The organism is Streptomyces sp. CAI-85, from assembly GCF_013363615.1.
GTDB lineage: Bacteria > Actinomycetota > Actinomycetes > Streptomycetales > Streptomycetaceae > Streptomyces > Streptomyces antibioticus_B.
This window is the reverse complement of the sequence record NZ_JAANNX010000002.1, coordinates 413,142-440,048: the sequence shown is the minus strand read 5'-3', so window position 1 is coordinate 440,048 and position 26,907 is coordinate 413,142. Positions and strand designations below refer to the sequence as shown.

Annotated in this window: 24 protein-coding genes; 12 read left to right on the top strand and 12 right to left on the bottom strand. The window is 71.4% G+C overall.

All coding sequences use genetic code 11. The annotated features are described in order from the left end of the window. Positions 1–903: a UTP--glucose-1-phosphate uridylyltransferase GalU gene (gene galU / locus G6W55_RS04995; protein WP_030792362.1), complete on the bottom strand. Its 903-nt coding sequence runs from the start codon at positions 901–903 to the stop codon at positions 1–3. Positions 904–996: 93 nt separating this feature from the next. On the opposite strand from galU, the gene G6W55_RS04990 reads away from it, so the two are divergent. Beyond that, positions 997–1,611, top strand: a complete 615-nt coding sequence (locus G6W55_RS04990; RefSeq protein WP_375372433.1) for a 5-formyltetrahydrofolate cyclo-ligase — start codon at positions 997–999, stop codon at positions 1,609–1,611. Between the two features lie 68 nt (positions 1,612–1,679). On the opposite strand, the gene G6W55_RS04985 is transcribed toward G6W55_RS04990, so the two are convergent. Further along, the gene (locus G6W55_RS04985; protein ID WP_175519520.1) at positions 1,680–4,517 is read right to left on the bottom strand and encodes a penicillin acylase family protein; all 2,838 of its coding nucleotides are present in this window, start codon (positions 4,515–4,517) and stop codon (positions 1,680–1,682) included. A gap of 183 nt (positions 4,518–4,700) precedes the next feature. On the opposite strand from G6W55_RS04985, the gene G6W55_RS04980 reads away from it, so the two are divergent. The 6 genes from G6W55_RS04980 to mscL all read left to right on the top strand — a co-directional run bounded on the left by G6W55_RS04980 (position 4,701) and on the right by mscL (position 10,553). Beyond that, positions 4,701–6,308 carry a potassium/proton antiporter gene (locus G6W55_RS04980; protein ID WP_175519519.1) on the top strand — a complete coding sequence of 536 codons (1,608 nt, stop codon included), beginning with the start codon at positions 4,701–4,703 and terminating at the stop codon, positions 6,306–6,308. 272 nt (positions 6,309–6,580) lie between these two features. Further along, positions 6,581–7,882: an MFS transporter gene (locus G6W55_RS04975; protein ID WP_175519518.1), complete on the top strand. Its 1,302-nt coding sequence runs from the start codon at positions 6,581–6,583 to the stop codon at positions 7,880–7,882. A 67-nt stretch (positions 7,883–7,949) separates the two neighbouring features. After that, positions 7,950–8,294 carry an FmdB family zinc ribbon protein gene (locus G6W55_RS04970; RefSeq protein WP_175519517.1) on the top strand — a complete coding sequence of 115 codons (345 nt, stop codon included), beginning with the start codon at positions 7,950–7,952 and terminating at the stop codon, positions 8,292–8,294. 84 nt (positions 8,295–8,378) lie between these two features. Continuing rightward, positions 8,379–9,212, top strand: coding sequence for an S-methyl-5'-thioadenosine phosphorylase (locus tag G6W55_RS04965; protein ID WP_175519516.1), 834 nt, complete (start codon positions 8,379–8,381; stop codon positions 9,210–9,212). Between the two features lie 249 nt (positions 9,213–9,461). Then, positions 9,462–9,968, top strand: a complete 507-nt coding sequence (locus tag G6W55_RS04960) for a hypothetical protein (protein ID WP_375372430.1) — start codon at positions 9,462–9,464, stop codon at positions 9,966–9,968. Between the two features lie 108 nt (positions 9,969–10,076). Beyond that, positions 10,077–10,553 carry a large conductance mechanosensitive channel protein MscL gene (mscL, locus tag G6W55_RS04955; RefSeq protein WP_175519515.1) on the top strand — a complete coding sequence of 159 codons (477 nt, stop codon included), beginning with the start codon at positions 10,077–10,079 and terminating at the stop codon, positions 10,551–10,553. A gap of 67 nt (positions 10,554–10,620) precedes the next feature. Here the strand turns inward: mscL and G6W55_RS04950 are convergent, their stop codons facing one another. Continuing rightward, the gene (locus G6W55_RS04950) at positions 10,621–10,827 is read right to left on the bottom strand and encodes a hypothetical protein (protein ID WP_175519514.1); all 207 of its coding nucleotides are present in this window, start codon (positions 10,825–10,827) and stop codon (positions 10,621–10,623) included. A 161-nt stretch (positions 10,828–10,988) separates the two neighbouring features. Here G6W55_RS04950 and G6W55_RS04945 point away from each other — a divergent pair, with 161 nt between their 5' ends. Next, on the top strand, positions 10,989–12,218 hold the full coding sequence (locus tag G6W55_RS04945; protein WP_175519513.1) for a low temperature requirement protein A: 1,230 nt from the start codon (positions 10,989–10,991) through the stop codon (positions 12,216–12,218). A gap of 40 nt (positions 12,219–12,258) precedes the next feature. On the opposite strand, the gene G6W55_RS04940 is transcribed toward G6W55_RS04945, so the two are convergent. Next, on the bottom strand, positions 12,259–13,314 hold the full coding sequence (locus G6W55_RS04940; RefSeq protein WP_175519512.1) for a P1 family peptidase: 1,056 nt from the start codon (positions 13,312–13,314) through the stop codon (positions 12,259–12,261). 211 nt (positions 13,315–13,525) lie between these two features. Between G6W55_RS04940 and G6W55_RS04935 the strand changes: the two genes are divergently transcribed. Together G6W55_RS04935 and G6W55_RS04930 are read left to right on the top strand one after the other, a co-directional pair. Continuing rightward, positions 13,526–14,743 (top strand): Ig-like domain-containing protein, encoded by a 1,218-nt coding sequence (locus tag G6W55_RS04935; protein ID WP_175519511.1) that lies wholly within the window; start codon positions 13,526–13,528, stop codon positions 14,741–14,743. 218 nt (positions 14,744–14,961) lie between these two features. Continuing rightward, positions 14,962–15,708, top strand: a complete 747-nt coding sequence (locus tag G6W55_RS04930) for a DUF6227 family protein (RefSeq protein WP_175519510.1) — start codon at positions 14,962–14,964, stop codon at positions 15,706–15,708. A 55-nt stretch (positions 15,709–15,763) separates the two neighbouring features. Here the strand turns inward: G6W55_RS04930 and G6W55_RS04925 are convergent, their stop codons facing one another. From G6W55_RS04925 to G6W55_RS04905, 5 genes are all read right to left on the bottom strand, one after another. After that, positions 15,764–16,069, bottom strand: coding sequence for a hypothetical protein (locus tag G6W55_RS04925; RefSeq protein ID WP_175519509.1), 306 nt, complete (start codon positions 16,067–16,069; stop codon positions 15,764–15,766). 122 nt (positions 16,070–16,191) lie between these two features. Next, positions 16,192–18,267, bottom strand: coding sequence for a fructose-specific PTS transporter subunit EIIC (locus tag G6W55_RS04920; protein ID WP_175519508.1), 2,076 nt, complete (start codon positions 18,265–18,267; stop codon positions 16,192–16,194). Between the two features lie 163 nt (positions 18,268–18,430). Further along, positions 18,431–19,378, bottom strand: a complete 948-nt coding sequence (gene pfkB / locus G6W55_RS04915; protein WP_030792314.1) for a 1-phosphofructokinase — start codon at positions 19,376–19,378, stop codon at positions 18,431–18,433. A 77-nt stretch (positions 19,379–19,455) separates the two neighbouring features. Continuing rightward, entirely contained in the window at positions 19,456–20,217 is a 762-nt protein-coding gene (locus G6W55_RS04910; protein WP_175519507.1) for a DeoR/GlpR family DNA-binding transcription regulator, read from the bottom strand. Between the two features lie 218 nt (positions 20,218–20,435). Beyond that, a complete protein-coding gene (locus G6W55_RS04905; RefSeq protein ID WP_175519506.1) occupies positions 20,436–21,965 on the bottom strand; it encodes an MFS transporter in 1,530 nt (509 codons plus the stop codon). A 62-nt stretch (positions 21,966–22,027) separates the two neighbouring features. On the opposite strand from G6W55_RS04905, the gene G6W55_RS04900 reads away from it, so the two are divergent. Next, positions 22,028–23,038, top strand: a complete 1,011-nt coding sequence (locus tag G6W55_RS04900; RefSeq protein WP_175519505.1) for a YafY family protein — start codon at positions 22,028–22,030, stop codon at positions 23,036–23,038. Here the strand turns inward: G6W55_RS04900 and G6W55_RS04895 are convergent. Beyond that, on the bottom strand, positions 23,035–23,688 hold the full coding sequence (locus G6W55_RS04895) for a TetR family transcriptional regulator (RefSeq protein ID WP_175519656.1): 654 nt from the start codon (positions 23,686–23,688) through the stop codon (positions 23,035–23,037). The genes G6W55_RS04900 and G6W55_RS04895 overlap by 4 nt on opposite strands. 611 nt (positions 23,689–24,299) lie before the next feature. Beyond that, positions 24,300–25,298 carry an RNA polymerase sigma factor RpoD/SigA gene (locus G6W55_RS04890; RefSeq protein ID WP_175519504.1) on the bottom strand — a complete coding sequence of 333 codons (999 nt, stop codon included), beginning with the start codon at positions 25,296–25,298 and terminating at the stop codon, positions 24,300–24,302. A 204-nt stretch (positions 25,299–25,502) separates the two neighbouring features. Here G6W55_RS04890 and G6W55_RS04885 point away from each other — a divergent pair, with 204 nt between their 5' ends. Then, a complete protein-coding gene (locus G6W55_RS04885; protein ID WP_175519503.1) occupies positions 25,503–26,021 on the top strand; it encodes a GNAT family N-acetyltransferase in 519 nt (172 codons plus the stop codon). A gap of 23 nt (positions 26,022–26,044) precedes the next feature. On the opposite strand, the gene G6W55_RS04880 is transcribed toward G6W55_RS04885, so the two are convergent. Continuing rightward, positions 26,045–26,839, bottom strand: coding sequence for a dioxygenase (locus G6W55_RS04880; RefSeq protein WP_175519502.1), 795 nt, complete (start codon positions 26,837–26,839; stop codon positions 26,045–26,047). Positions 26,840–26,907 lie beyond the last annotated feature (68 nt).

Genomic DNA, 26,907 nt, shown 5'->3' with positions numbered 1-26,907 from the left:
CTACATCTCCTCGGTGACGTAACTGCGAAGCCAGGACCGGAAGTCCGGACCCAGATCTTCACGTTCGCACGCGAGTCTGACAATGGCACGCAGATAGTCGCCGCGGTCGCCGGTGTCATAGCGGCGGCCCTTGAAGACGACGCCGTGCACCGGGCCGGCCGCCTTCTCGTCCTGGGCGAGCTGCTGGAGGGCGTCGGTGAGCTGGATCTCGCCGCCGCGGCCGGGCTCGGTCTTGCGCAGCACCTCGAAGATGCCCGCGTCCAGGACGTAGCGTCCGATGATGGCGTAGTTGGAGGGGGCGTCCGCCGGTTCGGGCTTCTCCACCAGGCCGGTCACCTTGACCACGTCGCCGTCGGCGGTGGTCTCGACGGCGGCGCAGCCGTAGAGGTGGATCTGCTCGGGGGCGACCTCCATGAGCGCGACGACGCTGCCGCCGTGCTGCTCGCGCACCTCGATCATGCGCTGGAGCAGCGGGTCACGGGGGTCGATGAGGTCGTCGCCGAGGAGGACGGCGAAGGGCTCCTGGCCGACGTGCGGGGCGGCGCACAGGACGGCGTGTCCGAGGCCCTTGGGGTCGCCCTGGCGCACGTAGTGCATGGTGGCGAGGTCGCTGGACTCCTGGACCTTGGCGAGGCGCTGGGCGTCGCCCTTCTTCTGGAGGGCCGACTCGAGTTCGTAGTTGCGGTCGAAGTGGTCCTCGAGGGGGCGCTTGTTGCGGCCGGTGATCATGAGGACGTCGTCGAGGCCGGCGGTGACGGCCTCCTCGACCACGTACTGGATCGCGGGCTTGTCCACGACCGGCAGCATCTCCTTGGGAGTGGCCTTGGTCGCCGGCAGGAACCGGGTGCCGAGGCCGGCTGCGGGGATGACAGCCTTGCTGATCCTGGGGTGCGACTGAGTCATGCCGGCAACCTTATCCGGTGGCTTTGTGCGGAATCTGTAGCTCCGGTTAATTAGTGCTCATATGAACCGATTGGAGTGGAACGGATGCCGACGATGCGTCACGGAGGGGCCGGAGCAGAGTCTGACAAACATATGTTGCGGCGAGAGTTCCTGGCCGTGAGGAACAGGTTGACGGCGGACGACCTGCGGGTGACCGCGGCCGCGCTGGCCGACCGCGCCCTGGAACTTCCCGAGTTGGCGCACGCGCGCACGGTGGCGGCGTACGTCTCGGTGGGCGCCGAGCCCGGCACCCGCGCCCTGCTGGACGCGCTGCACGCGCGGGGCGTGCGGGTCCTGCTCCCGGCGCTGCTGCCGGACAACGACCTGGACTGGGGCGCGTACACCGGCGAGGACTCGCTCGCGCGCGTGCGGCACGGCGGCCGGATGGAGCTGCTGGAACCCGTCGGCGAGCGGCTCGGCCCGGACGCCGTGACGGCGGCCGACGTGGTGCTCCTGCCCGGACTCGCGGTCGACGCGCGCGGGATGCGGCTGGGCCGCGGCGGCGGCTCGTACGACCGGGTGCTGGCCCGGCTGGACGGTGCGGGGGCCCGCCCGGCGCTCGTGGTGCTGCTCTACGACACCGAGGTCGTCGCCCGTGTCCCCGCGGAGGCCCACGACCGGCCGGTGCGGGCCGTGGTGACGCCGTCGGGGATCCGCCGCTTCGCCTGACGGGCCGTGACCGGCAAAGAAGAAGGGCCCCTCCACACGCGTGTGGAGGGGCCCTTCCGTGTGCCGCGTCAGGGCTTGAGCAGGAGGGTGTCGCTGGTGCTCTCCTCGACGGCCTTCTTCGAGAACGCCCAGTCGAGCAGCTCGCCCTTGGCCCACTTCCCGGTCTGGTCCGTGTAGTGCGCGCTGAAGGCGTGCCCGGAGGCGCCCGTCAGGTTGATCCACTTGGACTTGTCGGGGTCGGCGAGGTTGACCACCATCCGCATCGACGGCACCCAGACAACGCCGTAGCCGCCCGCCGCGTTCCAGCCGGTCGCGTCGACCGCCGCCTCGCCGCCGCCGAGCTTCCAGGGGCCGCGGTTGAGGACGTACTGGATGAAGTCGGGGCCGCTGGTGCCCAGGGTCTGGTTCTTCAGGAACAGGCGGTGCAGCCGGCCCCAGCTCCAGGTGTCGATGTCCTTGCCCAGCTCCGCGGTCAGCTCCCAGCGGGCGTCGATCATGGCGCGCTTGAGCAGGTCGTCACGGTTGCGGTCGGCGCCCTGGCGGGTGCCCGACTCGGGCGTGGTCCACCAGTCGCTGTCCGGCTTGTCCATGAGCTTGCGCACCACCTGGAACCAGCGGTCGCCGCCGTCGGGCTGCGCCTGGTCGGGCTCGCGCTGGCCGCACTCGCGGACCTTCTGGGTGTTGTCCACGGGGCTGGTGCTGTTGGCCGGGTCGACCAGCAGGCACTGCCCCTCCACCCGCAGCTCCTTGGGCAGCTTGTTGCCGAAGGCCAGCTTCAGGACGTTGCGCCAGACCGCGTTGAAGTAGGCGGCCGCGGCCGAGTCGGCGTCCTGGGTGAAGTTCCAGCCCTGGAGCAGGTCCTGCGCCTCGCGGACCTCCGGGTCGTCGACGTCGATCTTCAGCAGGGTGGGCACCAGCACCTGGGCGATCTCGCTGCTGTTGTCCGTCTGCATCTGCCGCATGTCGTCGGTGGAGATCTTGCCGCCGCCCTTGAGCTTGTTCTTGATCAGCTCGGTGATCCGCTGGCTGCGGGTGCCGTAGCCCCAGTCCGTGGTGAGCGTGTACGGCACCTTGTCCTGGTCGATCACGGCCTGGTTGGCGGTGACGATGTAGCCGCGGTCCGGGTTGTACTCGTAGGGCAGCTCGTCGAAGCCGATCCAGCCGGTCCACTTGTTCTCGGACTCCCAGCCCGCGACCGGGACGGACCCGGTGTCGCCCTTCGCGCGCGTGGGGATGCGGCCGGGGAGCTGGTAGCCGATGTTGCCCGCGGTGTCGGCGTAGACCAGGTTCTGCGACGGCACGTCGAACTGCTTCGCCGCGTCCCGGAAGTCGTCCCAGTCCTTCGCCCGGTTCATGGCGAAGACCGCGTCCATGGTGGTGCCCGCCTCCAGCGCGGTCCACTTCAGGGCGATGCCGTAGCCGTCGCCCCGGTCGGGCGCCGCGTTGTCGACGGTGGCCTTCTGGCCGACCTTCACCAGTTCCTTGCTGCGGTCGGACAGCAGGGGCATGCCGTCCTGGGTCTCCCGGACGACGATCTTCTTGGCGTCCCCGCCGGCGACCTCGATGGTCTCCTCGCGCGTGGTGAAGGGCCGCACCTTGCCGTCGTAGAGGTAGCCCTCGCCGGAGAGCTTCTCCAGGTAGAGGTCGGTGACGTCGGCGCCGGAGTTGGTCATGCCCCAGGCGATGTCCTGGTTGTGGCCGATGACCACGCCGGGCATGCCGGCGAAGGTGTAGCCGGTGACGTCGTACTGGCACTTGGCGGAGACCGCGCGGCAGTGCAGGCCCATCTGGTACCAGACCGAGGGCAGCGACGCCGACAGGTGCGGGTCGTTGGCCAGCAGCGGCTTGCCGGTGATCGTGTGGTCGCCGTCGACGACCCAGGAGTTGGAGCCAATGCCGTTGCCGTTCACACCGACCGCCGCGGGCAGGTCGTCGAGGACGTCGTAGAGGCCCACGAGCTGGCCCTGGAGGCCCGAGGTGTCCGAGGAGGTGCCGGAGCCCGCCGCGGTGCCGGAAGACCCGTCCGTGGCGCCTGTGGCGCCCGCGGTGCCGGTGGCGCCTTCAGTGCCCGCGGTACCCGTGGCGTCCGAGGAGCCCTCCTCCGAGCCGCTCGCCCGGAACGCCTTGTTCAGGGCGCTGTACTCGCCCTCCTGGACGATCGTGTTGGGCTCGCCGTCGACCTTGTACGGGTAGGCCGGGTAGAGGTCCTCGATCTGCTGCGGGCCCAGTCGGCTGGTCATCAGGGCGCGGTCGATCTCGTCCTGCATGTTGCCGCGCAGGTCCCAGGCCATCGCCTTCAGCCAGGACACCGAGTCGACGGGGGTCCACTCGGCGGGCTTGTAGTCGTTGACGAAGCCGAGCGCCGCGTACTCCAGGGAGATCTCCTCGGCGTCCTTGCCCGCGAGATAGGCGTTGACGCCCTTGGCATACGCCTGGAGGTACTTCTTGGTGGAGGGCGACAGCTTCTTGTCGTACTCCTCCTTCGCGACGCGTTCCCAGCCCAGGGTGCGCAGGAACTCGTCGTTGTCGATCTGGTCCGCGCCGAACATCTCCGACAGCCGGCCGGACGTCAGGTGCCGGCGGACGTCCATCTCGTAGAACCGGTCCTGCGCCTGGACGAAGCCCTGCGCCATGAAGAGGTCCTCGTCGGAGGAGGCGTAGATCTGCGGGATGCCGTGGCCGTCCCGCTTCACGTCGACCGGGCCCGAGAGGCCGTCGAGCGTGATCGAACCCGTCGTCTGCGGGAACGAGGCCCGGACGGTGCTGATCGACCAGTACGCGCCGAACGCGATGCCGCCGATCAAGGCCAGCACCAGCACAAGCACGATAAGACGGGCTTTGCGCCCCTTCTTCCTGCCGGACTTGCCGGGCTTGTCACCCGTTGAGGCGGTGGTGTTGGGGGGCATCGCTGTCCTTGCTGTCCTAACGCGAGCGGCAGGCGGTCCTGGAGTGCTGGAGCAACCATAGGCGCAGGGCCTCACGCGACTTGACGCGGACCGGGGAACCAGCACGGAAGGATGTTCGATCTTGCCGCGCCGAGCGTCAAGGAATCGTCAAGAGTTAGGTAAGGTAACGAAGTAGTTGGACCCGTGGCGCCGCCGCTTCGTGTCCACTGGAGAAGTGCGCCCGCGCGCGGCACGAACGCGCGCCAGGGAAGGGAACCGCCGCTGTCTGTCCACGACCTCAACGAACTGCTGCTCGTCTGCTCGCTCGTCCTGCTCCTCGCCGTCGCCGCGGTCCGGATCTCCTCACGCAGCGGGCTCCCCAGCCTGCTCGTGTACCTGGGCATCGGCGTCCTCATGGGCCAGGACGGCATCGGCGACATCAAGTTCGACAACGCCGAGCTGACCCAGGTCATCGGCTACGCGGCCCTCGTCGTGATCCTCGCCGAGGGCGGTCTGGGCACGAAGTGGAAGGAGATCAAGCCGGCCCTGCCGGCCGCCACCGCGCTGGCCCTGGCCGGGGTCGCGGTCAGCGTGGGCGTCACCGCCACGGCCGCGCACTATCTGATCGGGCTCGAGTGGCGCCAGGCGCTCATCATCGGCGCGGTCGTCTCCTCGACGGACGCGGCGGCGGTGTTCTCCGTGCTGCGCCGCATCCCGCTGCCCGCGCGCGTGACGGGCACCCTGGAGGCCGAGTCCGGCTTCAACGACGCCCCGGTCGTGATCCTGGTCGTCGCCTTCTCCGCCTCCGGTCCGGTGGAGCACTGGTACGTGCTGGTCGGCGAGATACTGCTGGAGCTGGCCATCGGCGCCGCGATCGGGCTCGCGGTGGGCTGGCTGGGCTCGTGGGGCCTGCGGCACGTGGCGCTGCCCGCCTCCGGCCTCTACCCGATCGCCGTCATGGCGATCGCCGTCACCGCGTACGCGTCCGGCGCCATGGCGCACGGCAGCGGCTTCCTCGCCGTCTACCTCGCCTCGATGGTCATGGGCAACGCCAAGCTGCCGCACTGGCCCGCCACGCGCGGGTTCGCCGAGGGGCTCGGCTGGCTCGCCCAGATCGGCATGTTCGTGCTGCTAGGCCTGCTGGTCACCCCGCACGAACTGGGCGACGACGTGTGGCCCGCGCTGATCATCGGGCTGGTGCTGACCATGGTGGCCCGGCCGCTGAGCGTGGTGGTGTGCCTGACGCCGTTCCGGGTGCCGTGGCAGGAGCAGACCCTGATGTCCTGGGCCGGACTGCGCGGCGCGGTGCCCATCATCCTGGCGACGATCCCCATGGTGCAGGGCGTCGACTCCAGCCGCCGCATCTTCAACATCGTCTTCGTCCTCGTCGTCGTCTACACCCTGGTGCAGGGGCCGACGCTGCCCTGGCTGGCCGGCAAGCTGCGGCTGGGCGGCGACAGCGAGGCCACCGACCTCGGCATCGAGTCGGCGCCCCTGGAGCGGCTGCGCGGGCATCTGCTGTCCGTCGCGATCCCGGAGGGCTCCCGGATGCACGGCGTCGAGGTCAACGAGCTGCGGATGCCGTCCGGGTCCGCGGTCACGCTCGTGGTGCGCGACGGGACGTCGTTCGTGCCGATGCCCACGACGGTGCTGCGGCACGGCGACGAACTCCTCGTCGTCGCCACCGACCCGGTCCGGGACGCGGCCGAACGACGGCTGCGCGCCGTCGGCCGCGGCGGCAAGCTGGCCGGCTGGCTGGGCACGAACGGCAGCACCCGCGCGGGACGCGAGGTACGGCGGGACGCGCGTTAAGGGCGTATTGCGCGCTGCTCACACGGGTGTCATTCGGAGGCCGGGGCGCCCGTGGTGCTCCTTTTCACAGGTGTGCGCGGCGACACCCCTGTACGATGAAGGCGCACCTTGATCGAACCAACTCTGCCTGACGCAGAGCTGGCGCGACCGTATGGCGGCCGGGACGCACCCTCCAGAGGGCGCCGGTATCTACCGCAGCGCGCAAGAGGACAGCTCTCGGCGCCCGCCCCGCACCAGGGGCCGCGCTACCAGGCGGCAGAAAGGCACGGGCCGTGGCATCCACGGTCACCTCCGAGCCGTCGAAGGAGTCGAAGGACTCGTCGGCCTCCGCCCGCCCCGGCTACGGGCACCTGCTGCGCACCCGCGGCGCCTGGACGTTCCTGCTCCCCGGCTTCGCCGCCCGCCAGCCGTTCGCGATGCTCACCCTCTCCATCGTGCTGCTCGTACAGCACACCACCGGCTCCTACGGCGCGGCCGGCGCCGCCGCCGCGGTCACCGGTGTCTCCATGGCGCTGTTCGCCCCGTACAGCGGCCGGCTCGCCGACCGCTACGGGCAGCGCGCGGTACTGATCCCCGGCGTGCTCGTGCACACGCTGTCCGGGCTCACCCTGACCGCGCTCGCGCTGGCGCACGCCCCGCTGTGGGCGCTGTTCGCGGCGGCCGTGCCCACGGGCGCCTCGGTCCCGCAGATCGGGCCCATGGTGCGCGCCCGCTGGGGCGTGAAGCTGAAGGGCTCGCCCCTGCTGACCACCGCCGCGGCCTTCGAGTCCGTCACCGACGAGCTGACGTTCGTCCTCGGCCCGCTGCTGGCGACCGCCCTGTGCACCGCCGTGAACCCGGCCGCCGGTCTGGTCACGGAAGCCTCGCTGACCCTGGTCGGCGGTCTGCTGTTCGCCGCGCAGAAGAGCACCCAGCCGGCGGTCGCCGCCGCCGGGCACACGCGCGTGGAGCACGCCTCCGCCCTGCGGATCCCCGGCGTGCGCGTGCTGATCATGGCGTTCCTGGGCATCGGCGCCGTCTTCGGCGGTATGCAGGTCTCGCTGGCCGCCTTCACCGAGTCGATCGGCGAGCCCGGCCTCAACGGCGTCCTGTACGGCACGTTCGCCGCCGGCAACATGCTCTCCGGCCTGGTCTGCGGCGCGATCGCCTGGCGGGCCGCCCCGCAGCACCGCCTCGTCGTCGCCTACGCCGCCCTCGCGGTGACCGCCTCCGGCCTGTGGGCCGCGCACTCGGTGCTGGTGCTGGCCGGCCTCGGCCTGCTGGTCGGCATGTGCATCGCGCCCGCGCTGATCACCGGCTACACCCTGGTCGAGGGCCTGGTCCCGGCCGGGGCCAGGACCGAGGCGTTCACCTGGCTGACCGGCGCGGTGGCGCTCGGCCAGGCGGCGGCCGTGACCGTCGCCGGACAACTGGAGGACCGCCTCTGGGGCGGCTCCGGGTTCCTGGTCCCGATGGGCGGCACGCTGCTGGCCCTGGCGACCCTGCTGGCCCTGCGGTCACGGCTCGCGGCCCGCCCCCGGGGACGCACCGTGGCACGTGGCGTCGGTCACCGCGTGCCGGTGACAGTGGACTGAACCCCGGGAATACGTCACTATGGACCGTCGTTAGCACTCATCGAGTGAGAGTGCCAGGAGGAAGACAGTGCCGACCTACCAGTACCAGTGCACCGAGTGCGGCGAGGGCCTCGAGGCGGTGCAGAAGTTCACCGACGACGCACTGACCGAGTGCCCCGCGTGCCATGGCCGCCTCAAGAAGGTGTTCTCCGCGGTCGGCATCGTGTTCAAGGGCTCCGGCTTCTATCGCAACGACAGCCGCGGCTCCTCGTCGAGCAGCTCGCCGGCGTCGTCCGCGTCGAAGTCGTCGACGTCCACCTCGGACTCGTCGACCTCCGCCTCGTCGGCGTCCTCGGCCTCGTCGTCCTCGACGTCGTCCGCGGGCTCGAAGTCGTCGAGCGCCGGCACCTCGGCGGGTACCTCCGCCGCGTAAAGATCCGCTGCCCGGACCCTGCCGTCGTACGACGGCGGGGTCCTCGGCATTTCCCGCGGAACGGCGCGCGTTAGTGTGCTGGGCATGGCGAACGCAGAGATCGGCGTAATCGGCGGCTCGGGCTTCTACTCGTTCATCGACGACGTGACCGAGATCCAGGTGGACACCCCCTACGGGCCGCCCAGCGACTCCCTCTTCCTCGGTGAGATCGCCGGCCGGCGGGTCGCCTTCCTGCCCCGGCACGGACGCGGCCACCATCTGCCGCCGCACCGCATCAACTACCGGGCCAACCTGTGGGCGCTGCGCTCGGTCGGGGCGCGCCAGGTGCTCGCGCCGTGCGCGGTGGGCGGTCTGCGCCCCGAGTACGGGCCGGGCACGCTCCTCGTCCCCGACCAGCTCGTGGACCGTACGAAGTCCAGGACCGGCACCTACTTCGACGGGCTGCCGCTGCCCGACGGGACCGTGCCCAACGTGGTGCACGTGTCGCTGGCCGACCCCTACTGCCCCACCGGACGCGCCGTCGCGCTGAAGGCGGCGCGCGGCCGGGAGTGGGAGCCGGTGGACGGCGGGACGCTGGTCGTGGTCGAGGGGCCGCGGTTCTCGACCCGAGCGGAATCGTTGTGGCACCAGGCGCAGGGCTGGTCCGTGGTGGGGATGACGGGCCATCCGGAGGCGGCGCTCGCCCGTGAACTCGAACTCTGCTACACGTCGTTGGCCCTGGTCACCGACCTGGACGCGGGCGCGGAGTCCGGCGAGGGCGTGTCCCACGAGGAGGTCCTGGAGGTCTTCGCGGCCAATGTGGACCGGCTGCGGGGGGTGCTGTTCGACGCGGTGGCCGGGTTGCCGGCGGCCTGGGAGCGGGGGTGTCTGTGCGTGGGGGCGTTGGGGGGTATGGATCCGGGGTTCGTGCTGCCGTAGGGCGGGGGGTGCGGCCAGGGGCGCAGCGGGCGGGGTGGGCGCGGCGGGCGAGGCGGTGGAACTCCTCGTTCGGGTGAGGGAGTTATCCACAATCACGTGGTCGTCCACGGGCTTCGGCGGGCGGCGGTGAGACAGGGCATCGTGGCTTCGCAGGCCGATACGCCGGCCTGGCCGATTCCCTCGTTCCCGCAGGTGGTGAGCCCCTTGTCCCTTCCTCCTCCCTCGCACCCGGTCCCTCCGCCGTGCGAAGTGCCGCTCTTCGCTCCGGTCCGCGTCCGCGGCGGCCGGTACCGGCTGGCCCGGCTCGTCCGGAACCGGCGGCGGGCCCTCGCGGCCGGTCTCGCCGTCACGGCGGTCGCGCTGGTGGCGGCCGCAGGCCCGCACAACGGAGGACCCGCACGGGGTCATCCGGGGCCCGGGTCGGAATCAGGACCGGCACCGGGCGCCGGCTCCCGTGAAGGGCCGCCCACGTCCGCGCGGTCGTCGGCGAAGGTGACGGCTCCGGTGCGGATCGCCGACGCGGCCACCGTCCGGCTGTTGCGGCCGGGCGACCGGGTCGACGTCATCGCCGCCGAGCGGACGGCGTCGGGGGACGCGGCCGAAGTGGTCGCGCGCGGCGCCCTGGTGACGAAGGTTCCGGAACCCCTGGAGTCCTCGGCCGCGGGTGCGCTGATCGTGCTCTCCGTGCCCCGGTCGACGGCCGTACGCCTGGCGGGCGCGGGCGCGACGGCCCGGTTGGCGGTGACCTTGTGGTGATGTCAAGTACCTCGTTCGTGCTACCGAATTGGACACGCCCGGCACGCGGTGACGTAGGTTGCGGAGCTGTTCGTTCCACAACCTGTGCAGACGAGGAGTGTCCCCGAGGTGAGCGAGAAGAAGGACACGAGCATCCTTCAGGGCTTCAAAGCCTTCCTGATGCGCGGCAACGTCGTGGACCTGGCGGTCGCGGTGGTCATCGGCGCCGCCTTCACGAACATCGTGAACTCGGTGGTGAAGGGCGTCATCAACCCGCTGGTCGGCGCGATCGGCACCAAGAACCTCGACGGCTACAGCACCTGTCTCCAGGACCCCTGCAAGGTCTCGGCGGACGGCACGGTGATCACCGGCGTCCCGATCCTGTGGGGCACGGTGCTCAGCGCCACGCTGACGTTCGTGATCACGGCGGCGGTCGTGTACTTCCTGATGGTCCTGCCGATGTCGAAGTACCTGGCCCGGCAGGAGGCCCGCCGCAAGGCGAAGGAAGGCACCCGCGAGATGATCGAGGTGACCGAGCTGGAGGTGCTCAAGGAGATCCGCGACGCGCTGGTCGCCCAGCGCGGCTCGGGCCACGACGGGCGCTAGCCACGCTGTTCGGGGCCCTGCGGGGAACGCTCCGCGGGGCCCGGACGGGCCGGATCCGCGGCCGGCTTCAGATGTGGTGCGGCGGCTTCTCGTCGAGGAAGCGCCTGAGGTCGGCGGCGCTGTCCCCGGAGGGCGCGGGCCGCTCGCCCCAGCCGCGGTCCGTGTCGTCCGAGGACTGCTGGTCCAGCGGGTCGTCGAAGACCAGCGCGGCCTTCGGGGCGCGCGGCTCGGGAGCGTCGGAGCCGGCGGGACCGGCGGGGGCGGGGGTGCTCATGCCTCCAGGGTACGGTCCCCGGTCCCCCGGACGACGTCCACGCCCTCCCCAGGGCCCCTCCCTCACCCTCCTGACCAGCCCTTCTCCCGACGCGCCGACCCCTTCCGGGCCGTGCGCCGCTCCGCGAGATTTTCGGCCGGATATCTGCTGTGCTGTGACGCATGACGCCCAGCTCCACACCGCCGGCCTCTCCGCCCGGCCCTCCCGAGCACACCAGGCCCCTGCGCCGCCTCACCGCCCGTGGACGCGGCGAGGCACGCCGCGTCGCCACACCGCTGGAACTCTTCTTCGACCTGTGCTTCGTGGTGGCCATCGCCCAGGCGGGCGCCGAGCTGGTGCACGCGGTGGCCGAGGGGCATCCGGGGGAGGGCATCCTCAACTACGCGATGATCTTCTTCGCCATCTGGTGGGCGTGGATGAACTTCACGTGGTTCGCCTCGGCGTACGACAACGACGACGTGCTCTACCGGGTCGTCACGCTCGTGCAGATCGCCGGTGTGCTGGTCCTCGCGGCCGGGGTCTCGACGGCGTTCGAGGACCACGACTTCCTCGCGGTCTGGCTGGGCTACGCGATCATGCGGCTCGCCCTGTGCGTCCAGTGGCTGCGGGCGGCCCGGGCGGGCGAGGGCCCGGAACGGACGACCGCGCTGCGGTACACCGGCGGCGTGCTGCTCTGCCAGGTCGGCTGGCTGGGGCTGCTGGTGCTGCCCGAGGGCGGCAGGCCGTGGGTGTTCCTGGTGATGGCCGTGCTGGAGATGTGCGTGCCACTCTTCGCCGAGAAGGGCCACCAGACGGCCTGGCACCCGCACCACATCGCGGAACGCTACGGGCTGTTCACGATCATCGTGCTGGGCGAGACGATCGCGGCGGCCACGGTCGCCGTGAAGACGGGCATCGACGAGCACGACGCGCTGGACGAGCTGCTCCCGATCGCCGTGGGCGGGCTGCTGATCATCTTCGCCGCCTGGTGGATCTACTTCGTGGTGCCCATCCACGGCCATCTGCGCTCCAACCGGCAGGCGTTCCTGTGGGGCTACGGCCACTACGTGGTGTTCGCCTCGGCCGCGGCGATCGGGGCGGGCCTGGAGGTGGCGGTCGAGCAGACGGTCGGCAAGGCCCATCTCTCCACGCTGTCCGCGTCGGCCGCCGTGACCCTGCCGACCGCGCTGTACCTGCTCGCCGTGTGGGCGCTGCACGCCCGCCACTACAAGGTGGGGCTGGCCCAGCAGTTGGTGCTGCCGGTCACCGCGCTGCTGGTGATCTGCTGCACCTTCCTCGGCGAGTGGGCGGTCCTCGCGGCCGGCCTGGTGGCGACCCTGGCGGTGGCGACCGGGACGACACTCGCGGCCCGGTCGGCGTCGAGGGCGAGGGCGGCGCGGGCGGCGGGGTAACCCGGTCGGCTGGCGCGGCCCCGGCGCCCTCCCCTCACCTTCACCTTCTCCCGCCGCTCCCCCGGGTCTCCCCCGGCCCGTACAGCTCCGCGTACGAGTGCCAGGCGCCGCCCTGTGACCGGGTCGGCTCGGCCGCGCGGACGGCGCGCACGATCGCGCGGGTCACCATGTCGGCGCCCGCCGCCAGGACGTCGTTCAGGGCGAGCGGGTGGGAGGTGTCGAGCGGGCGGGTGCCGGTGGCCAGGGCGAACACCGTGTCGCCGTCGTGGAGAAGGTGCACAGGGCGTACGGCGCGCGCGATGCCGTCGTGCGCGGTGCCGGCGAGCTTCTGCGCCTGGGCCTTCGTCAGGTCGGCGTCGGTGGCGACCACCGCGAGGGTGGTGTTGAGGGGCGGTGGGGCGTTCTTCGCGGCGCTCTCGGCGAGGCGGCGGCGCGCGTCCTCGTGGACGTCCGCCGCCGGGTACGTCACGCGCCCCTGGAACAGTTCGCCGTACAGCGCGCCGGTCTCGGGGTCCATGACCGAGCCCGCCGCGTTGGCCACCACCAGGGCGGCGACCGTGATCCCGGAGTCGAGGACCGTGCTCGCGCTGCCGACACCGCCCTTCATCGGTCCGACGAGAGCACCCGTGCCGGCGCCCACGCAGCCCTGCGGGACGGGCGCGCCCGGCCGGCTCGCGGCGGCCGCCTCGACCGCGGCCCGGCCGGTGGCCGCGTCGGGGCGGGCCCGGAAGTCGCCGCCCCGGCCGAGGTCGAAGACGCAGGCCGCCGGGACCACCGGGACGACGTGCGCGGGGTCCTTGCCGACGAGCACTCCGCGGCGCTGCTCCTCCAGCCAGGCCATCACGCCGGAGGCCGCGTCCAGACCGTAGGCGCTGCCGCCGGTCAGGACGACCGCCTCGACGCGCTGGACGAGGTTGCGGGGGTCCAGGACGTCGGTCTCCTTGGTGCCGGGGCCGCCGCCGCGCACGTCCACGGCGGCGACGGCGCCGCCCTCCGGTGCGAGCACGACCGTCGTGCCGGTGAGCCAACCGTCGCCGGTGTGCGAGGCGTGGCCGACCCGCAGACCGGCGACGTCCGTCAGAGCGTCAACTGTCATGCCGGTCAGTCTCACCCGGCGCGGCGGGGGTTTCGCCGAGGCGGCCGGGTGAGGGGGCGCGCGGCGAGCCGGGTCATTGTCCCGGTTCTGTCACGCGATCGTGTTCATGCTGACCGGGAGGGAACCCGTCCGGCGGCACGACCCCTCCTTCTCCACGTACTGGAGCGGATCACACCGGATTTCCGCACATCACACGAAGCTGGAGCAGCCCGTGACAACGCCGGACATAGCAGCGCGGCGCACCCTGGGGGCCTGTGCCGCCCTGGTGATCGGCGCACTGACCCTCACCGCCTGCGGCGGCAGTGCCGACGCCGGGAAGGACGACTCCAAGGGCGGGTCGGCCGCCAAGACGTCCACCGCGAAGATCGTGATCTCCGCGAAGGACGGGTCGACGGGTGCGTCGATCAACACGACGGGTGTGAAGGTGAGCGACGGCCGGCTCACCGAGGTCAGGATGACGGTGGCGGGCGGCGGCGAGTCCGTGCCGGGCACCCTGTCGGCGGACGGCTCCAGTTGGAAGCCGAAGGAGCAGTTGGAGCGCGGCACGAAGTACGAGATCTCGGCGACCGCGAAGGACTCGAACGGCAAGACGGCCGCCGCCAACTCGATCTTCACCACGGTCACCACGTCCGACAGCTTCATCGGCACCTACAGCCCGGACAACGGCACGACGGTCGGGGTCGGGATGCCGGTGTCGTTCACCTTCGACAAGGCGATCAGCGACAAGAAGGCCGTGCAGTCGCACATCAAGGTCACCTCCAGCAGCGGTCAGAAGGTCGCCGGGCACTGGTTCGGGGAGCAGCGGCTGGACTTCCGGCCCGAGGAGTACTGGAAGGCCGGCTCCAAGGTCACGATGAAGATCGACCTGGACGGCGTGGAGGGCGCCAACGGCGTCTTCGGTGTGCAGAAGAAGACGGTGACCTTCACCATCGGGCGCTCCCAGGTCTCCACGGTCGACGTGAACACGCAGACCATGACGGTGGTGCGGGACGGGCAGACGCTGAAGTCGGTGCCGATCTCCTCGGGCAGCGCGCAGCACACCACGTACAACGGCCAGATGGTGATCTCGGAGATGTTCCCGCAGACCCGGATGAACAGCCAGACGGTCGGGCTGGGCGGGGAGTACGACATCCCGGACGTGCCGCACGCGATGCGTCTGACGCAGTCCGGCACCTTCATCCACGGCAACTACTGGTACAACAAGGGCAATCCGCCGTTCGGCCGGGAGGGCACCAGCCACGGCTGTGTGGGCCTGGCGGACGCGCAGGGCGCGCAGGGCGACACCCCGGCCAAGTGGTTCTACGACAACTCGCTGATCGGCGACGTGGTGATCGTGAAGAACTCCCCGGACAAGACGGTGGCGCCGGACAACGGGCTCAACGGCTGGAACATGTCGTGGGCCGAGTGGACGGCCGGCAGCGCCGGCTGACCGGGAGGCCGGGAAGCCGAGCACGGGGCTGACCAGGGGCTGACCAGGAACGGGCCTTCGACCGGCCATTTCTGACAGATCGTCGGGCCGCGCGGGAACATTTCGCGCGGCCCGGCCGTTTTCCCGGTGTACGTTTTCTCGGTTCCAGGACGCGATGTCCGACCGAGGGGCTACGGTATGCACCCACAAGGTGACATGCAGCAACGCCGGGAGAAGCCTTGAGCGTTCCGTACGAGACCGCAGCGTACGAACCAGCCGAGTCGCCCGAGTCTCCGGAGGAGCACCTCGCGCGACTCCTGGGTCGCGCCCTGAACTCGTTCGAGCTGCCGGACGACACGATAAGGCGGCTCGACTGCGCGCTCGCCCACGACAGCTCGCTGCACTCCGCGCACCACAGCGCGGGACTGCACCGCGAGACCTACCGGCACACCTGGCTGCTGGCCGACGGCTGCGCGCTCACCCTGTGGGAGCTGGTCCACAACACCGCCCTCGGCAGCGAGCCGCAGCACGAGGTGTATGTCGACGAGGAGGAGCTGCGCACCGCCACGGCCCGGCTGCCGCTCCCCCAGGACGCGCCGGACTTCGAGCTTCCGGTGATGGTGTCACTGGCCCCGGTCCGCGCGCCCCGGCATGTGTATGTGCCGGACGACTCGGCGGACCACGCCCGCCGGCTGCTGCGCCGCGCGGAGAACTCCGACTGCCCGGGCGCGGACACGGCGGCGCTGCTGACGACGGCGTTCGCGCACCAGATCACGCAGGCGTTCGGGCGGCCGTGCCGGGCGGGGCGTATCGGGCTGGGCTTCGCGCTCTACGAGCACGCGTTCCTGCTGCGGGACGGCCGGGAGATCTCCCTGTGGGAGGTCGAGCACACGGCGACGCCCGACGGACGGCACATGTGCGAGGTCTACCCGACCGAGGCGGAGGCCCGCGAGGCGATGGAACGGCGGGCGGCGCAGGTGCCGTAGAAGCTGTGGGGCTGTGGGGGCTGTGGGGGCTGTGGGGCCCTCCGGCGGGGCTTCGCTAGCCGGAGGCGGGGTCCGGGCGGCCGTCGCCGAGTTGCCGTACGAGGCCGGCGAAGGCGTCCTGTTCGGCGGGGGTCAGTTCGACGGCCTCGCGGTGCGGGCCCGGCTGGAGCTGGCTCGGCAGCGCGGGCAGCGTGGGCGTGGGGTACGCCGGGTGCGCGGGGCGGGCGGCCCGCGCGGAGTTCGCCGCGGCCTCCTCCCGGAAGCGGCGCAGCATGCGGTTCATACCGATCAGCCAGGCGATGGAGGCCAGGGCGAGGAAGGTCATCCCCGTCAACTGGGAGATCGTGAGGTGCAGCGGCATGCGGTCCAGTAGACACCACGGTCCGGGGCTTTCACCCCGGACCGTGATGTATCTCGCAGGTAGTACAGGTCACGCCAATGCCCTGTACGGAGCGAATCAGTTGTAACAGCGCGGTTCGGCCGTCACGCCGCCACCGGCTGCTTGCTCTGCCCGCTCTGCGCGGATATCGCGCCCGCGCCGTCCCCGGCCGCCGCCGGGCCGATGCCGCCCGGGACCGGCTTGCGCAGGCCCTTGAGGGCGACGACCAGGGCGGTCGTGACACAGACACCGGCCGCGATGGCGACCAGGTAGAGGAACGGGTTGCCGATCAGCGGGACCACGAAGATGCCGCCGTGCGGGGCGCGCAGGGTGGCGCCGAAGGCCATCGACAGGGCGCCGGTGACCGCGCCGCCCGCCATCGAGGCCGGGATGACCCGCAGCGGGTCGGCCGCCGCGAACGGGATCGCGCCCTCGGAGATGAAGGAGGCGCCCAGGACCCAGGCGGCCTTGCCGTTCTCGCGCTCGGTCCGGGTGAAGAGCTTGCCGCGCACGGTGGTGGCCAGGGCCATCGCCAGCGGCGGGACCATACCGGCCGCCATCACCGCGGCCATGATCTTCATCGCGGAGTCGCTCGGGCTGGCGACCGCGATACCGGCGGTGGCGAAGGTGTAGGCGACCTTGTTGACGGGGCCGCCGAGGTCGAAGCACATCATCAGGCCGAGCAGGGCGCCCAGCAGGATGGCGTTGGTGCCGGTGAGGTCGTTCAGACCGTCGGTGAGGGCCTTCTGCGCGGAGGCGATGGGCTTGCCGATGACGACGAACATCAGGAACCCGACGATCGCCGAGGAGATCAGCGGGATCACCACCACCGGCATGATGCCGCGCACCGCCGCCGGGATCCGCACCTTCTGGATCGACAGCACCACGCCACCGGCGATCAGACCGGCGGCGAGTCCGCCGAGGAAGCCCGCGTTGATGGTGACGGAGATCGCGCCGCCGACGAAGCCCGGGACGAGCCCTGGCCGGTCGGCCATGCCGTAGGCGATGTACCCGGCGAGGACCGGCACCAGGAAGCCGAAGGAGACGACGCCGATCTGGAAGAGCAGCGCGGCCCAACTGTCGGCCTGGGTCCACGTGAAGTGGTCCATGACCGACGGCGCCTTGTTGATCTCGTAGCCGCCGATCGCGAAGCCGAGGGCGATCAGCAGACCGCCGGCGGCGACGAACGGGACCATGTAACTGACGCCGGACATCAGCCACTTGCGGAGCTTGGTGCCGTAGCCCTCGGAGGAGTCGCCGGCGCGTTCCACCGGGGTGCCGGGGGCGGCGTCGGCCGTGACCTCGCCGCGTTCGGCCTTGGCCCGCACTTCGGCGATCAGCTCGGCGGGACGGTTGATGCCCGCCTTCACCCCGACGTCGATGGTGGGCTTCCCGGCGAAGCGTTCCTTCTCGCGTACGGGGACGTCGTGGGCGAAGACCACGCCGTCCGCGGCGGCGATCACGGCCGGGTCGAGACGGGTGAAGCCGGCCGAGCCCTGGGTCTCGACGGTCACCTCGACGCCCGCGTCCCGGCCCGCGTTCTCCAGGGACTCGGCGGCCATGTAGGTGTGGGCGATACCGGTGGGGCAGGAGGTGACGGCGACGATCCGGAAGGGCCGCGCGGGGGACGGCGGCGCGGGTTCGGAGGGCCTGTCGGGTGTGGTGGCCGTGGCGGCGTCGGCGGAGGCCGCCGCCGACGCCGCCACGGAGTCCTCGGAAGCGGCTTCCGCCTCGGGGGTCTCGTCCCCGCGGATCAGCGCCGCCGCCGTCGCCGCGTCGTCCGCGGAGCGCAGCGCGTCGGTGAACTCGCTGTTCATCAACTGCCGGGCCAGGGAGGACAGGATCGTGAGGTGCGCGTCGTCGGCACCGGCGGGCGCGGCGATGAGGAAGATCAGGTCGGCGGGGCCGTCCGCCGCGCCGAAGTCGATGCCGGCGGCGCTGCGCCCGAAGGCGAGCGTCGGCTCGGTGACGTGCTCGCTGCGGCAGTGCGGGATGCCGATGCCGCCGTCGAGGCCGGTGGGCATCTGGGCCTCACGGGCGGCCACGTCGGCCAGAAAGCCGTCGAGGTCGGTCACCCGGCCCAGGGCCACCATGCGTGCGGCGAGCGACCGGGCCGCCGCTTCCTTGGTCTCGGCGGACAGGTCGAGATCGACCAGGTCCGCGGTGATCATGTCGCTCATCGCGAGCTCCTTCGCACGCGTATCGCCCGGGATGTGGGGAGGGCGAGGGTGGGGACGGGGGTGGGGTGGGGGGAAGCAAGGGGGAAGGGGAGGGGGCAGAGGCGGGTGGGAGTGCCGGCGGTCAGGGCGCCGCACCGCGCGGGGAGTAACAGCAGGGGCGGCGTCATAGCACCGGCTCCCTCAGCTCGCGGTCCGTCGGGATCTCCGCCGTGACCGTCACCGCCGCCGGGTCCAGATCGTCCGGGGTCGGCATCACGCTGCCGGGAAGCTGGACGGCCGCCGCTCCGTGCGCGACGGCGGAGACCAGCGCCCCCGGACCGCGCCCGCCGGCGACGAGGAACCCGGCGAGCGAGGAGTCCCCGGCGCCGACGTTGCTGCGGACGACGTCGACCCGCGCGCTCGCGAACCAGGTGCCCGTGTCCTCCACCAGGAGCTGGCCGTCGGCGCCCAGGCTCGCGAGCACGGCGCGGGCGCCCATCGCGCGCAGTTCCTCCGCTGCCTTCACCGCGTCCCCGACCGTCGCCAGGGGGCGTCCGACGGCTTCCGCGAGTTCCTCGGCGTTCGGCTTGACCACGTCGGGCCGTTCCCGCAGCGCTTCCAGAAGGGCGCGCCCCGAGGTGTCGAGGGCGATCCGCGCGCCCCCGGCGTGCGCCCGGGCGACGACCTCGGCGTACCAGGAGGGTGCGAGGCCGCGGGGCAGGCTGCCGCAGCAGGCGATCCAGTCGGCGCCGCGCGACTGCTCGCGCACGGTGTCCAGCAGCAGTTCCTGTTCGGCCGCGGTCAGTTCCGGGCCGGGTGCGTTGATCTTCGTGAGGACGCCGTCGGGTTCGGCGAGCGCGATGTTCGACCGGGTGGCGCCCGCGACCGGCACCGGCGCGACCTCGATGCCCTGCGCGTCGAGCAGTTCGGCGACGAGTGCGCCGGGCGCACCGCCCAGGGGCAGGACGGCGACCGTGCGCCGTCCGGCGGCCGCCACGGCGCAGGAGACGTTCACGCCCTTGCCGCCCGGGTCCATCCGCTCACCGGTGGCCCGGACGACCTCGCCGCGGTCGAGGGCGGGGACCTCGTAGGTGCGGTCGAGGGAGGGGTTGGGGGTGACGGTGAGGATCACGCCGCCGCCGGTCCCAGTCGTGCCGGTCCCACTCGTGCCGGTCCCACCCGTGCCGGTCCCGCTCATGCTCGTCTCGCTCATGCTCGTACTACTTCCGTGCCGCCGCGTTCGATCGCGGCCGCGTCCTCGGGGCTCAGCCCGCTGTCGGTGATCAGGAGGTCCACGTCGGCCAGGTCCCCGAAGCGGGCGAAGTGCTCCTGCCCGTGCTTGGAGGAGTCGGCGAGCAGCACCACGCGGCGTGCGGCGGCGACGGCCGCCCGCTTCACCGCGGCCTCGGCGAGGTCCGGGGTGGTCAGCCCGTGCTCGACGGAGAAGCCGTTGGCGGCGAGGAACAGCACGTCGGCGCGGATCTCGCCGTACGCGCGCAGCGCCCAGGCGTCCACGGCGGCGCGCGTACGGTGGCGCACGCGCCCCCCGATGAGATGGAGCTGCATGCCCGGGTGGTCGGCCAGCCGGGCCGCGATGGGCAGGCTGTGCGTGACGACGGTCAGCTCGGCCTCCAGCGGGAGGGCCGCGGCCAGCCGGGCGACGGTCGTACCGGCGTCGAGGATCAGCGTGCCCTCGGCGGGCAGTTCCGTGAGGGCCGCCTTGGCGATGCGGTCCTTCTCGTCGGTGGAGGTGCCCTCGCGTTCGGCGAGGTCGGGCTCGAAGTCGAGACGGCCGGCCGGTATGGCTCCGCCGTGGACCCTGCGCACCAGACCGGCCCGGTCGAGGGCCTTCAGGTCGCGGCGGATCGTCTCCGCCGTGACCTGGAACTCCTCGGCCAGCGACAGGACGTCCACCCGGCCGCCCTCACGGGCGAGCCGCAGGATCTCCTGCTGCCGCTCCGGTGCGTACATGTCCGCCCGCCTTCCGTTCATCTGTGTTCGATGCCCGAACTTGTGGTTTCACTCGGAGGCTACGCCCGGATTTCCGGAAAGTAAACAGGTTCGGGCCCGGTTCGGACATGAACGGACTTTCGCGCCCCACTCCCCGCCCACGCGCGCGGAAGGGCCCGGCGTCCGTAGACACCGGGCCCTTCGACGGTCGTGGCGCGCGAGCGTTCACACGTGAACGCTCAGCCCGCGAGCGCGCCCTCCCGCTCCTTGGCGGGGGCGGTCCCGGAACCGTCGTCCGCGCCTCCCTCCAGATGCTGCGCCGGCCGCTTCGGCAGGGCGAACATCAGCAGGAAGATGACCGCCATCACCGCGGCCACCCACCCGAGGGCGTGCTCGAAGGCGTTGGCGAAGGCGGGGCCCACCTCGGAGCGGGTCAGCCGGTCGCCGATCTCGCCGAAGAAGACGACGGACACCAGGCCGAGACCGAGCGCGTTGCCCATCTGCTGCACGGTGTTGATCAGCCCGGACGCCGAACCGGCGTGCTCGCGCGGCACCTCCGACAGCACCGCGTCCGTCAGCGGCGCCACGATCAGGCCCATGCCGACGCCCATCACGATCAGGGGCAGCGCCATCTGCCAGGAGGCGATGCCGAGGCCGTAGTGGTCGGACTCCCAGAGGTAGAGCAGGACACCGGCGGCCATGGTCAGCGCGCCCGCCTGGAGCACCTTGCGGCCGAACCGCGGCACCAGCTTCTGGACGGACAGTCCGGCGGCCGTGGAGACGGCGATCGAGAACGGCACCCCGGTCAGACCGGCGCGCAGCGGGCTCCAGCCCAGGCCGATCTGCATGTACAGCGTCCACACCAGGAAGAAGATGCCGAGGCCGATCCCGAAGACGGTCTGCACGGCGATGCCCGCGGCGAAGCTCTTCACCCGGAAGAGGGAGAGTTCGATCAGCGGCGAGCCGTCCCGCGCGCCCTTGCGCCGCTCGTACGCGACGAGCGCCCCGAACACCACCAGCGACCCGGCCATCATCAGGTGCCCCCACAGCGGCCAGCCCAGCTCGCGGCCCCGGGTGAGCGGGTAGATCAGCATCAGCATGCCGAGCGTCACGAGCGCGACACCGACGAGGTCGAGCTTGAGCGCCTTCGGCGCCTTGGACTCGGTGATGAAACGGCTGCCGAGGATCAGACCGGCGATGCCGACGGGCAGGTTGATGAGGAAGATCGGCCGCCACTCCAGCCCGAACAGGTTCCACTCCGTCAGCAGCGCGCCGAGCAGCGGACCGGACACCGCCCCGAGACCGACGATCGCGCCGAACAGCCCGAAGACCTTGCCGCGTTCGTGCGCCGGGAACGTGGCGTGCACGATCGACAGCACCTGCGGCACCATCAGCGCCGCCATACCGCCCTGGAGGATGCGGGAGGCGACCAGCATCTCGGGGTTGGCGGCGAAGCCGCAGAGCGCGGAGGCCAGGGTGAAGCCGCCGATGCCGAGCAGGAACAGCCGCTTGCGGCCGTGGATGTCGCCGAGCCGCCCGCCGGTGATCAGGCCCGCGGCGAAGGCGAGCGCGTAGCCGGCGGTTATCCACTGGATCTGGCTCTCGGAGGCGCCGGCCTCCGCCTTGATGGACGGGATCGCGATGTTGACGATCGTGACGTCGACGAGGTCCATGAAGGCCGCGGTCATCACGATCGCCAGGGCGAACCAGCGACGACGGTCCGGCGCGGAGCCAGCGCCGAGGTCCGAAGGGGTTTCGGTGGAGGTCATGGAACAAACCTAGATCCTCATTAGGTCAGATCATGTCCTAGTGGTACGGCATCCTCGAACTCATGACGACGGACACCCCGGCCCGGCTGCTCCAGCTCCTCTCCCTCCTCCAGACACCCCGTGAATGGCCCGGCGGCGAACTGGCCGACCGGCTGCGCGTCTCCCGCCGTACGGTTCGGCGGGACATCGACCGGCTGCGCGAACTCGGCTATCCCGTCCAGGCGACCAAGGGCTCGGACGGCGGATACCGGCTGGTCGCGGGCAAGGCGATGCCGCCCCTGGTGCTCGACGACGAGGAGGCGGTGGCGATCGCGGTCGGCCTGCGCGCCGGCGCCGGGCACGCGCTGGAGGGCGTGGACGAGGCGTCCGTGCGCGCGCTGGCCAAGCTGGAGCAGGTCCTGCCGGCCCGGCTGCGCCACCGCGTCTCCACCCTCCAGGCCGCGACGACCCCGCTGACCAGCGGTGACGGTGCGAGCATCGCCCCCGAGACACTGACCGTCATCGCCTCGACGGTGGCCGGGCAGGAGCGGCTGCGGTTCGGCTACCGCGCCAAGGACGGCATCGAGTCCCGCCGCCTCACCGAGCCGTACCGGCTGGTGTCGACCGGCCGCCGCTGGTACCTCGTGGCCTACGACCTCGATCGCGGCGACTGGCGCACGTTCCGCGTGGACCGCGTGAGCGACCCGTTCGCCACCGGCGCCCGCTTCATCCCGCGCGAGCTGCCCACCGGCAGCGCCGCCGAGTATCTGCGACGGTCGATCCACCGGCGCCCCGACGCGAACGAGTACACGTACGACGTCACCTTCGCGGCACCGGCGGAGTGGGTCGCCGCCCGGCTCCCGGCGTGGCTGGGACGCCCCGAGGACATCGGTGACGGTGGCGACGGCTGCCGGCTGCGCGCGTCGACCAGTGATCCCCTGGAGTGGGTGGCGATGCGACTGGCCCTGCTGGGCTGCGAGTTCACGGTCCGGGAGCCGGTGGCGCTGACGGAGTGCGTACGGGAACTGGGCGGGAGGCTGGCTCGGGCGGGGGCGCCGGACCTCCGGGGCCAGGAGCCGGATCTCCAGGGCTAGGAGGCGTCTCTGTCGGCGTCGGTGTCACCCTCGGTCCACGCGAACCCCCGGAGCGCCCGCAGGTTCCGCAGTGCCCGTTCCGCCGGGCCCTGTGCTCCGCTGGGCGGGAGATCGGTGGCGGCCCAGCTCTCCACGGCGACACGGACGGCGGCGCTGACGACGGCCGCGGCGAAGAGCTGATGCGGCCCCACGGCGACACCCTCCGCAGCCTCTTCGACCTCTTCGGCCCCCTCAGCCTGCTCGGCGTGCTGCTCCGCCCTGCCCACCAACACCTCGGCGAGCGTGGTCTCCGAGGTGTGGCAGACCTCCGCCCACACCTTGCCGAGGGCGGGGCTGGTTCCGGCCAACCGGATCAAGGTGCGCACCCATTCCCAGGACGACGCCGACACCATCCGGCCGGGGACCAGGGTGTGCCGTACGGCATGTTCCAGGGCTTCCGGCACGGGGAGTTCCGCCGGGGCCTCGCGGACCGCTTCCGCCCAGCGGTCGGCGCCCGCCGCGTAGAGCGGGGCGACGGCCTCCTCCTTGGTCGCGAAGTACCGGTAGAAGGTGCGCGGGGCGATACCCGCGGCCTGCGCGATGTCCTCGGCGCGGGTGGCCTTGAGGCCGCGGTTGACGAACAGGCCGGCCGCTGCCCGGGCGATCTCCATCCGGGTGGCCGCTTTGCGCCGCTCGGTCAGCGAAGCCGAGGCGGGGGTGGAGCTGATCACCTCGGCAGGCTATGCCCATGTGGCACAATCTGCCATTCGGGCGGGCCACCCCGTGGTTCAGGTACGGGGTGCCCCGTCTTCTTCGGCGCGCCCGCGGGTTGCCCGCCTTTCCGCTCGCAATCCATGAGCTCACTATCCATAAGCTCGCCATCCATGAGAACGAGCCGGGCCCCGGCACCCAGGGGGAGGGGCGCCGAAGCCCGACTCGGGGAAAGTCCCGGCGCCGGGGGGGGATGTGCTCCGGGACGTGGCTCAAGTGGGTTCTCGTACGCGGTACTTGTACTCGGTCGAGCGGATCGGGCAGATCAAGTGGATCGAGCGGTACTCATCGAGCAGTACTCATCGAACGGTACTCACCGGACCGGCTGCGGGGTCCGAACGCCCGAACTCCCGTGCCTTGAAGTCATGTTCCCCCCGTCCCGCCGCTTGAAGCGGCGTTGTATCGCCATGTTCGCGCGGGCTTTCGCCACCTGGCGCACGCGGGCGGGCACGGCCAGCCCAGGGCCGGCCGCACTTCGCCCCACTTGCCCGCGACAGCGCTTCGGCTCGCCCTACGCCGCCGCCTCGAACCCGGTGTCCCGCGCGAGCTTCTTCAGCTCCAGCAGCGCGTGCTTCTCGATCTGCCGGATCCGCTCCCGGGTCAGTCCGTGCTCCTTGCCGACCTCGGTGAGCGTGCGCTCCCGGCCGTCGTCGATGCCGTACCGCATCTTGATGATGGACGCGGTGCGGGGGTCGAGGCGCTCGATCAGGCCGTCGAGTTCCTCGCTGCGCAGCAGCGTGAGGACGGACTGCTCGGGCGAGACCGCGGACGTGTCCTCCAGCAGGTCGCCGAACTGCGTCTCGCCCTCGTCGTCGACCGACATGTTGAGCGAGACCGGGTCACGGGCCCAGTCGAGGACGTCGACGACGCGCTCGGGCGTGGAGCCCAGCTCGGCGGCGATCTCCGCGGGCTCCGGGTCGCGGCCGTGCTCGCGGTTGAACTCCCGCTGCACACGGCGGATCCGGCCCAGCTCCTCCACGAGGTGGACGGGGAGCCGGATGGTGCGCGACTGGTCCGCTATCGAGCGCGTGATCGCCTGGCGGATCCACCAGGTGGCGTACGTCGAGAACTTGAAGCCCTTGCGGTAGTCGAACTTCTCGACGGCGCGCACCAGGCCGGCGTTGCCCTCCTGGATCAGGTCCAGCAGGGGCAGACCGCTGCGGGGGTACCGGCGGGCGACCGCGACGACCAGACGGAGGTTGGAGCGGATGAAGACGTCCTTGGCGCGCTCACCGGCGGCGACCAGGGCCTCCAACTCCTCGCGGGTCGCGTCGGCCTTCGACTCCTCGAATCCGTCGAGGACCTGCCGCGCGAACACACCCGCCTCGATGATCTGTGACAGCTCGACCTCCTTGGCGGCGTCGAGCAGCGGTGTGCGCGCGATCTCGTCGAGATACATGCCGACCAGATCGCGGTCGGCGATTTCGCCGCCGTGGACGCGAACACTGCTTGCCGCGTCGGCCGTCTCGCCGGTGGCGGACTTACGACGGGCGACGGCACGGGTTGCCATGCGTGCTCCCTTGCGATGGTGGGGTCAGCGGGTGGTCCGTGGACACGGGGCACTCGCTCAGGCCGTCCCCGGACTCTCACCGGGACTCTGCTCGGGTGCCCTGCATCTGATGGAAACAACGACTGGAATCAGGACAGAATTCCCAACCCGCACCCCGATTTTCCTGATCATGCAGTACCCTGCCCGGCCACACGAGGAGGCACGATGTCGTCGGAACGTACAGAGGTGCAGGTCAGGCCGGGAGTCGAGGCGGACCTCGATGTCCTCACGGCCCTCTACAACCACTACGTACGTGAGACGCCCATCACATTCGATACCGCGGTTCTCACTCCGGAAGAGCGCCGCCCTTGGCTGCTCTCCCACCCTGAAGACGGCCCGTATCGCCTGTTGGTTGCCGTGTGCGCGGACTCACAGGAAATTCTGGGGTACGCCACATCCAGCCCTTACCGGCCGAAGGCCGCCTACTCGACGTCGGTGGAGGTGTCGGTGTACCTCCGCCCGGACGCGGGCGGCCGCGGCGTCGGCACGCTCCTCTACAAGGCGCTCTTCGCGGCGCTGGCCGGGGAGGACCTGCACCGGGCGTACGCGGGCGTGGCCCAGCCGAACGAAGCGTCCGTGCGGCTGCACGAACGCTTCGGTTTCCGGTACGTCGGTACGTACCGCGAGGTGGGCCGCAAGTTCGGCCGGTACTGGGACGTGGCCTGGTACGAGAAGGAGCTGTGAGGCACGAAGCCGGGTGAGGCCGCTCAGCCGAACTGCACCGACCTCTTCGCCAGCCCCATCCAGAACCCGTCGATCACCGACTTCTGCGTGTCCAGCTCGCCGACGACCTCCGCCGCGCCCATGGTCACGAAGAGCGGCGCGAAGTGCTCGGTGCGCGGGTGGGCGTACCGGCCGGCCGGGGCCTTGTGCAGGAAGTCGAGCAGGGAGTCCCAGTCACGGTCCTCCATGGCCCGCCGTCCCCAGTCGTCGAACTCCGCCGACCAGCTCGGCACCCCGCTGTGCCGCAGCGCGGCGAGGTTGTGGGTGAAGAACCCGGAGCCGACGATCAGGACGCCCTCGTCGCGCAGGGGCGCCAGCTTGCGGCCGATGTCCATGAGCGCGACCGGGTCGAGGGTCGGCATCGAGATCTGGAGCACGGGGATGTCGGCGTCCGGGAACATCTCGACGAGCGGCACGTACGCGCCGTGGTCCAGGCCGCGGTCGGGGATGTCCTGTACGGGAACCCCGGGGGCGCGCAGCAGCTTGCGGACGCTCTCGGCGAGCGCGGGCGCGCCGGGGGCGCCGTACGTCACCCGGTAGTAGTGCTCGGGGAAGCCCCAGAAGTCGTAGACCAGGGGGACGGGGTCGACCGCGCCGAGGGCGAGGGGGGCCTCCTCCCAGTGGGCGGAGACCATGAGGATCGCCTTGGGGCGGGGCAGTCCGGCGGACCAGGCGGCGAGTTCACCGGGCCAGACCGGGTCGTCGGCGAGCGGCGGGGCGCCGTGGCTGAGATACAGGGCGGGCATACGCTCCGCGGGCACCTGAGATACGGCGGACATGACGGCCACCCCTTTTCCCGAGTTTGCTTGAAAACTAAAACGTCTACACGGGACAACGTACGCCTGAT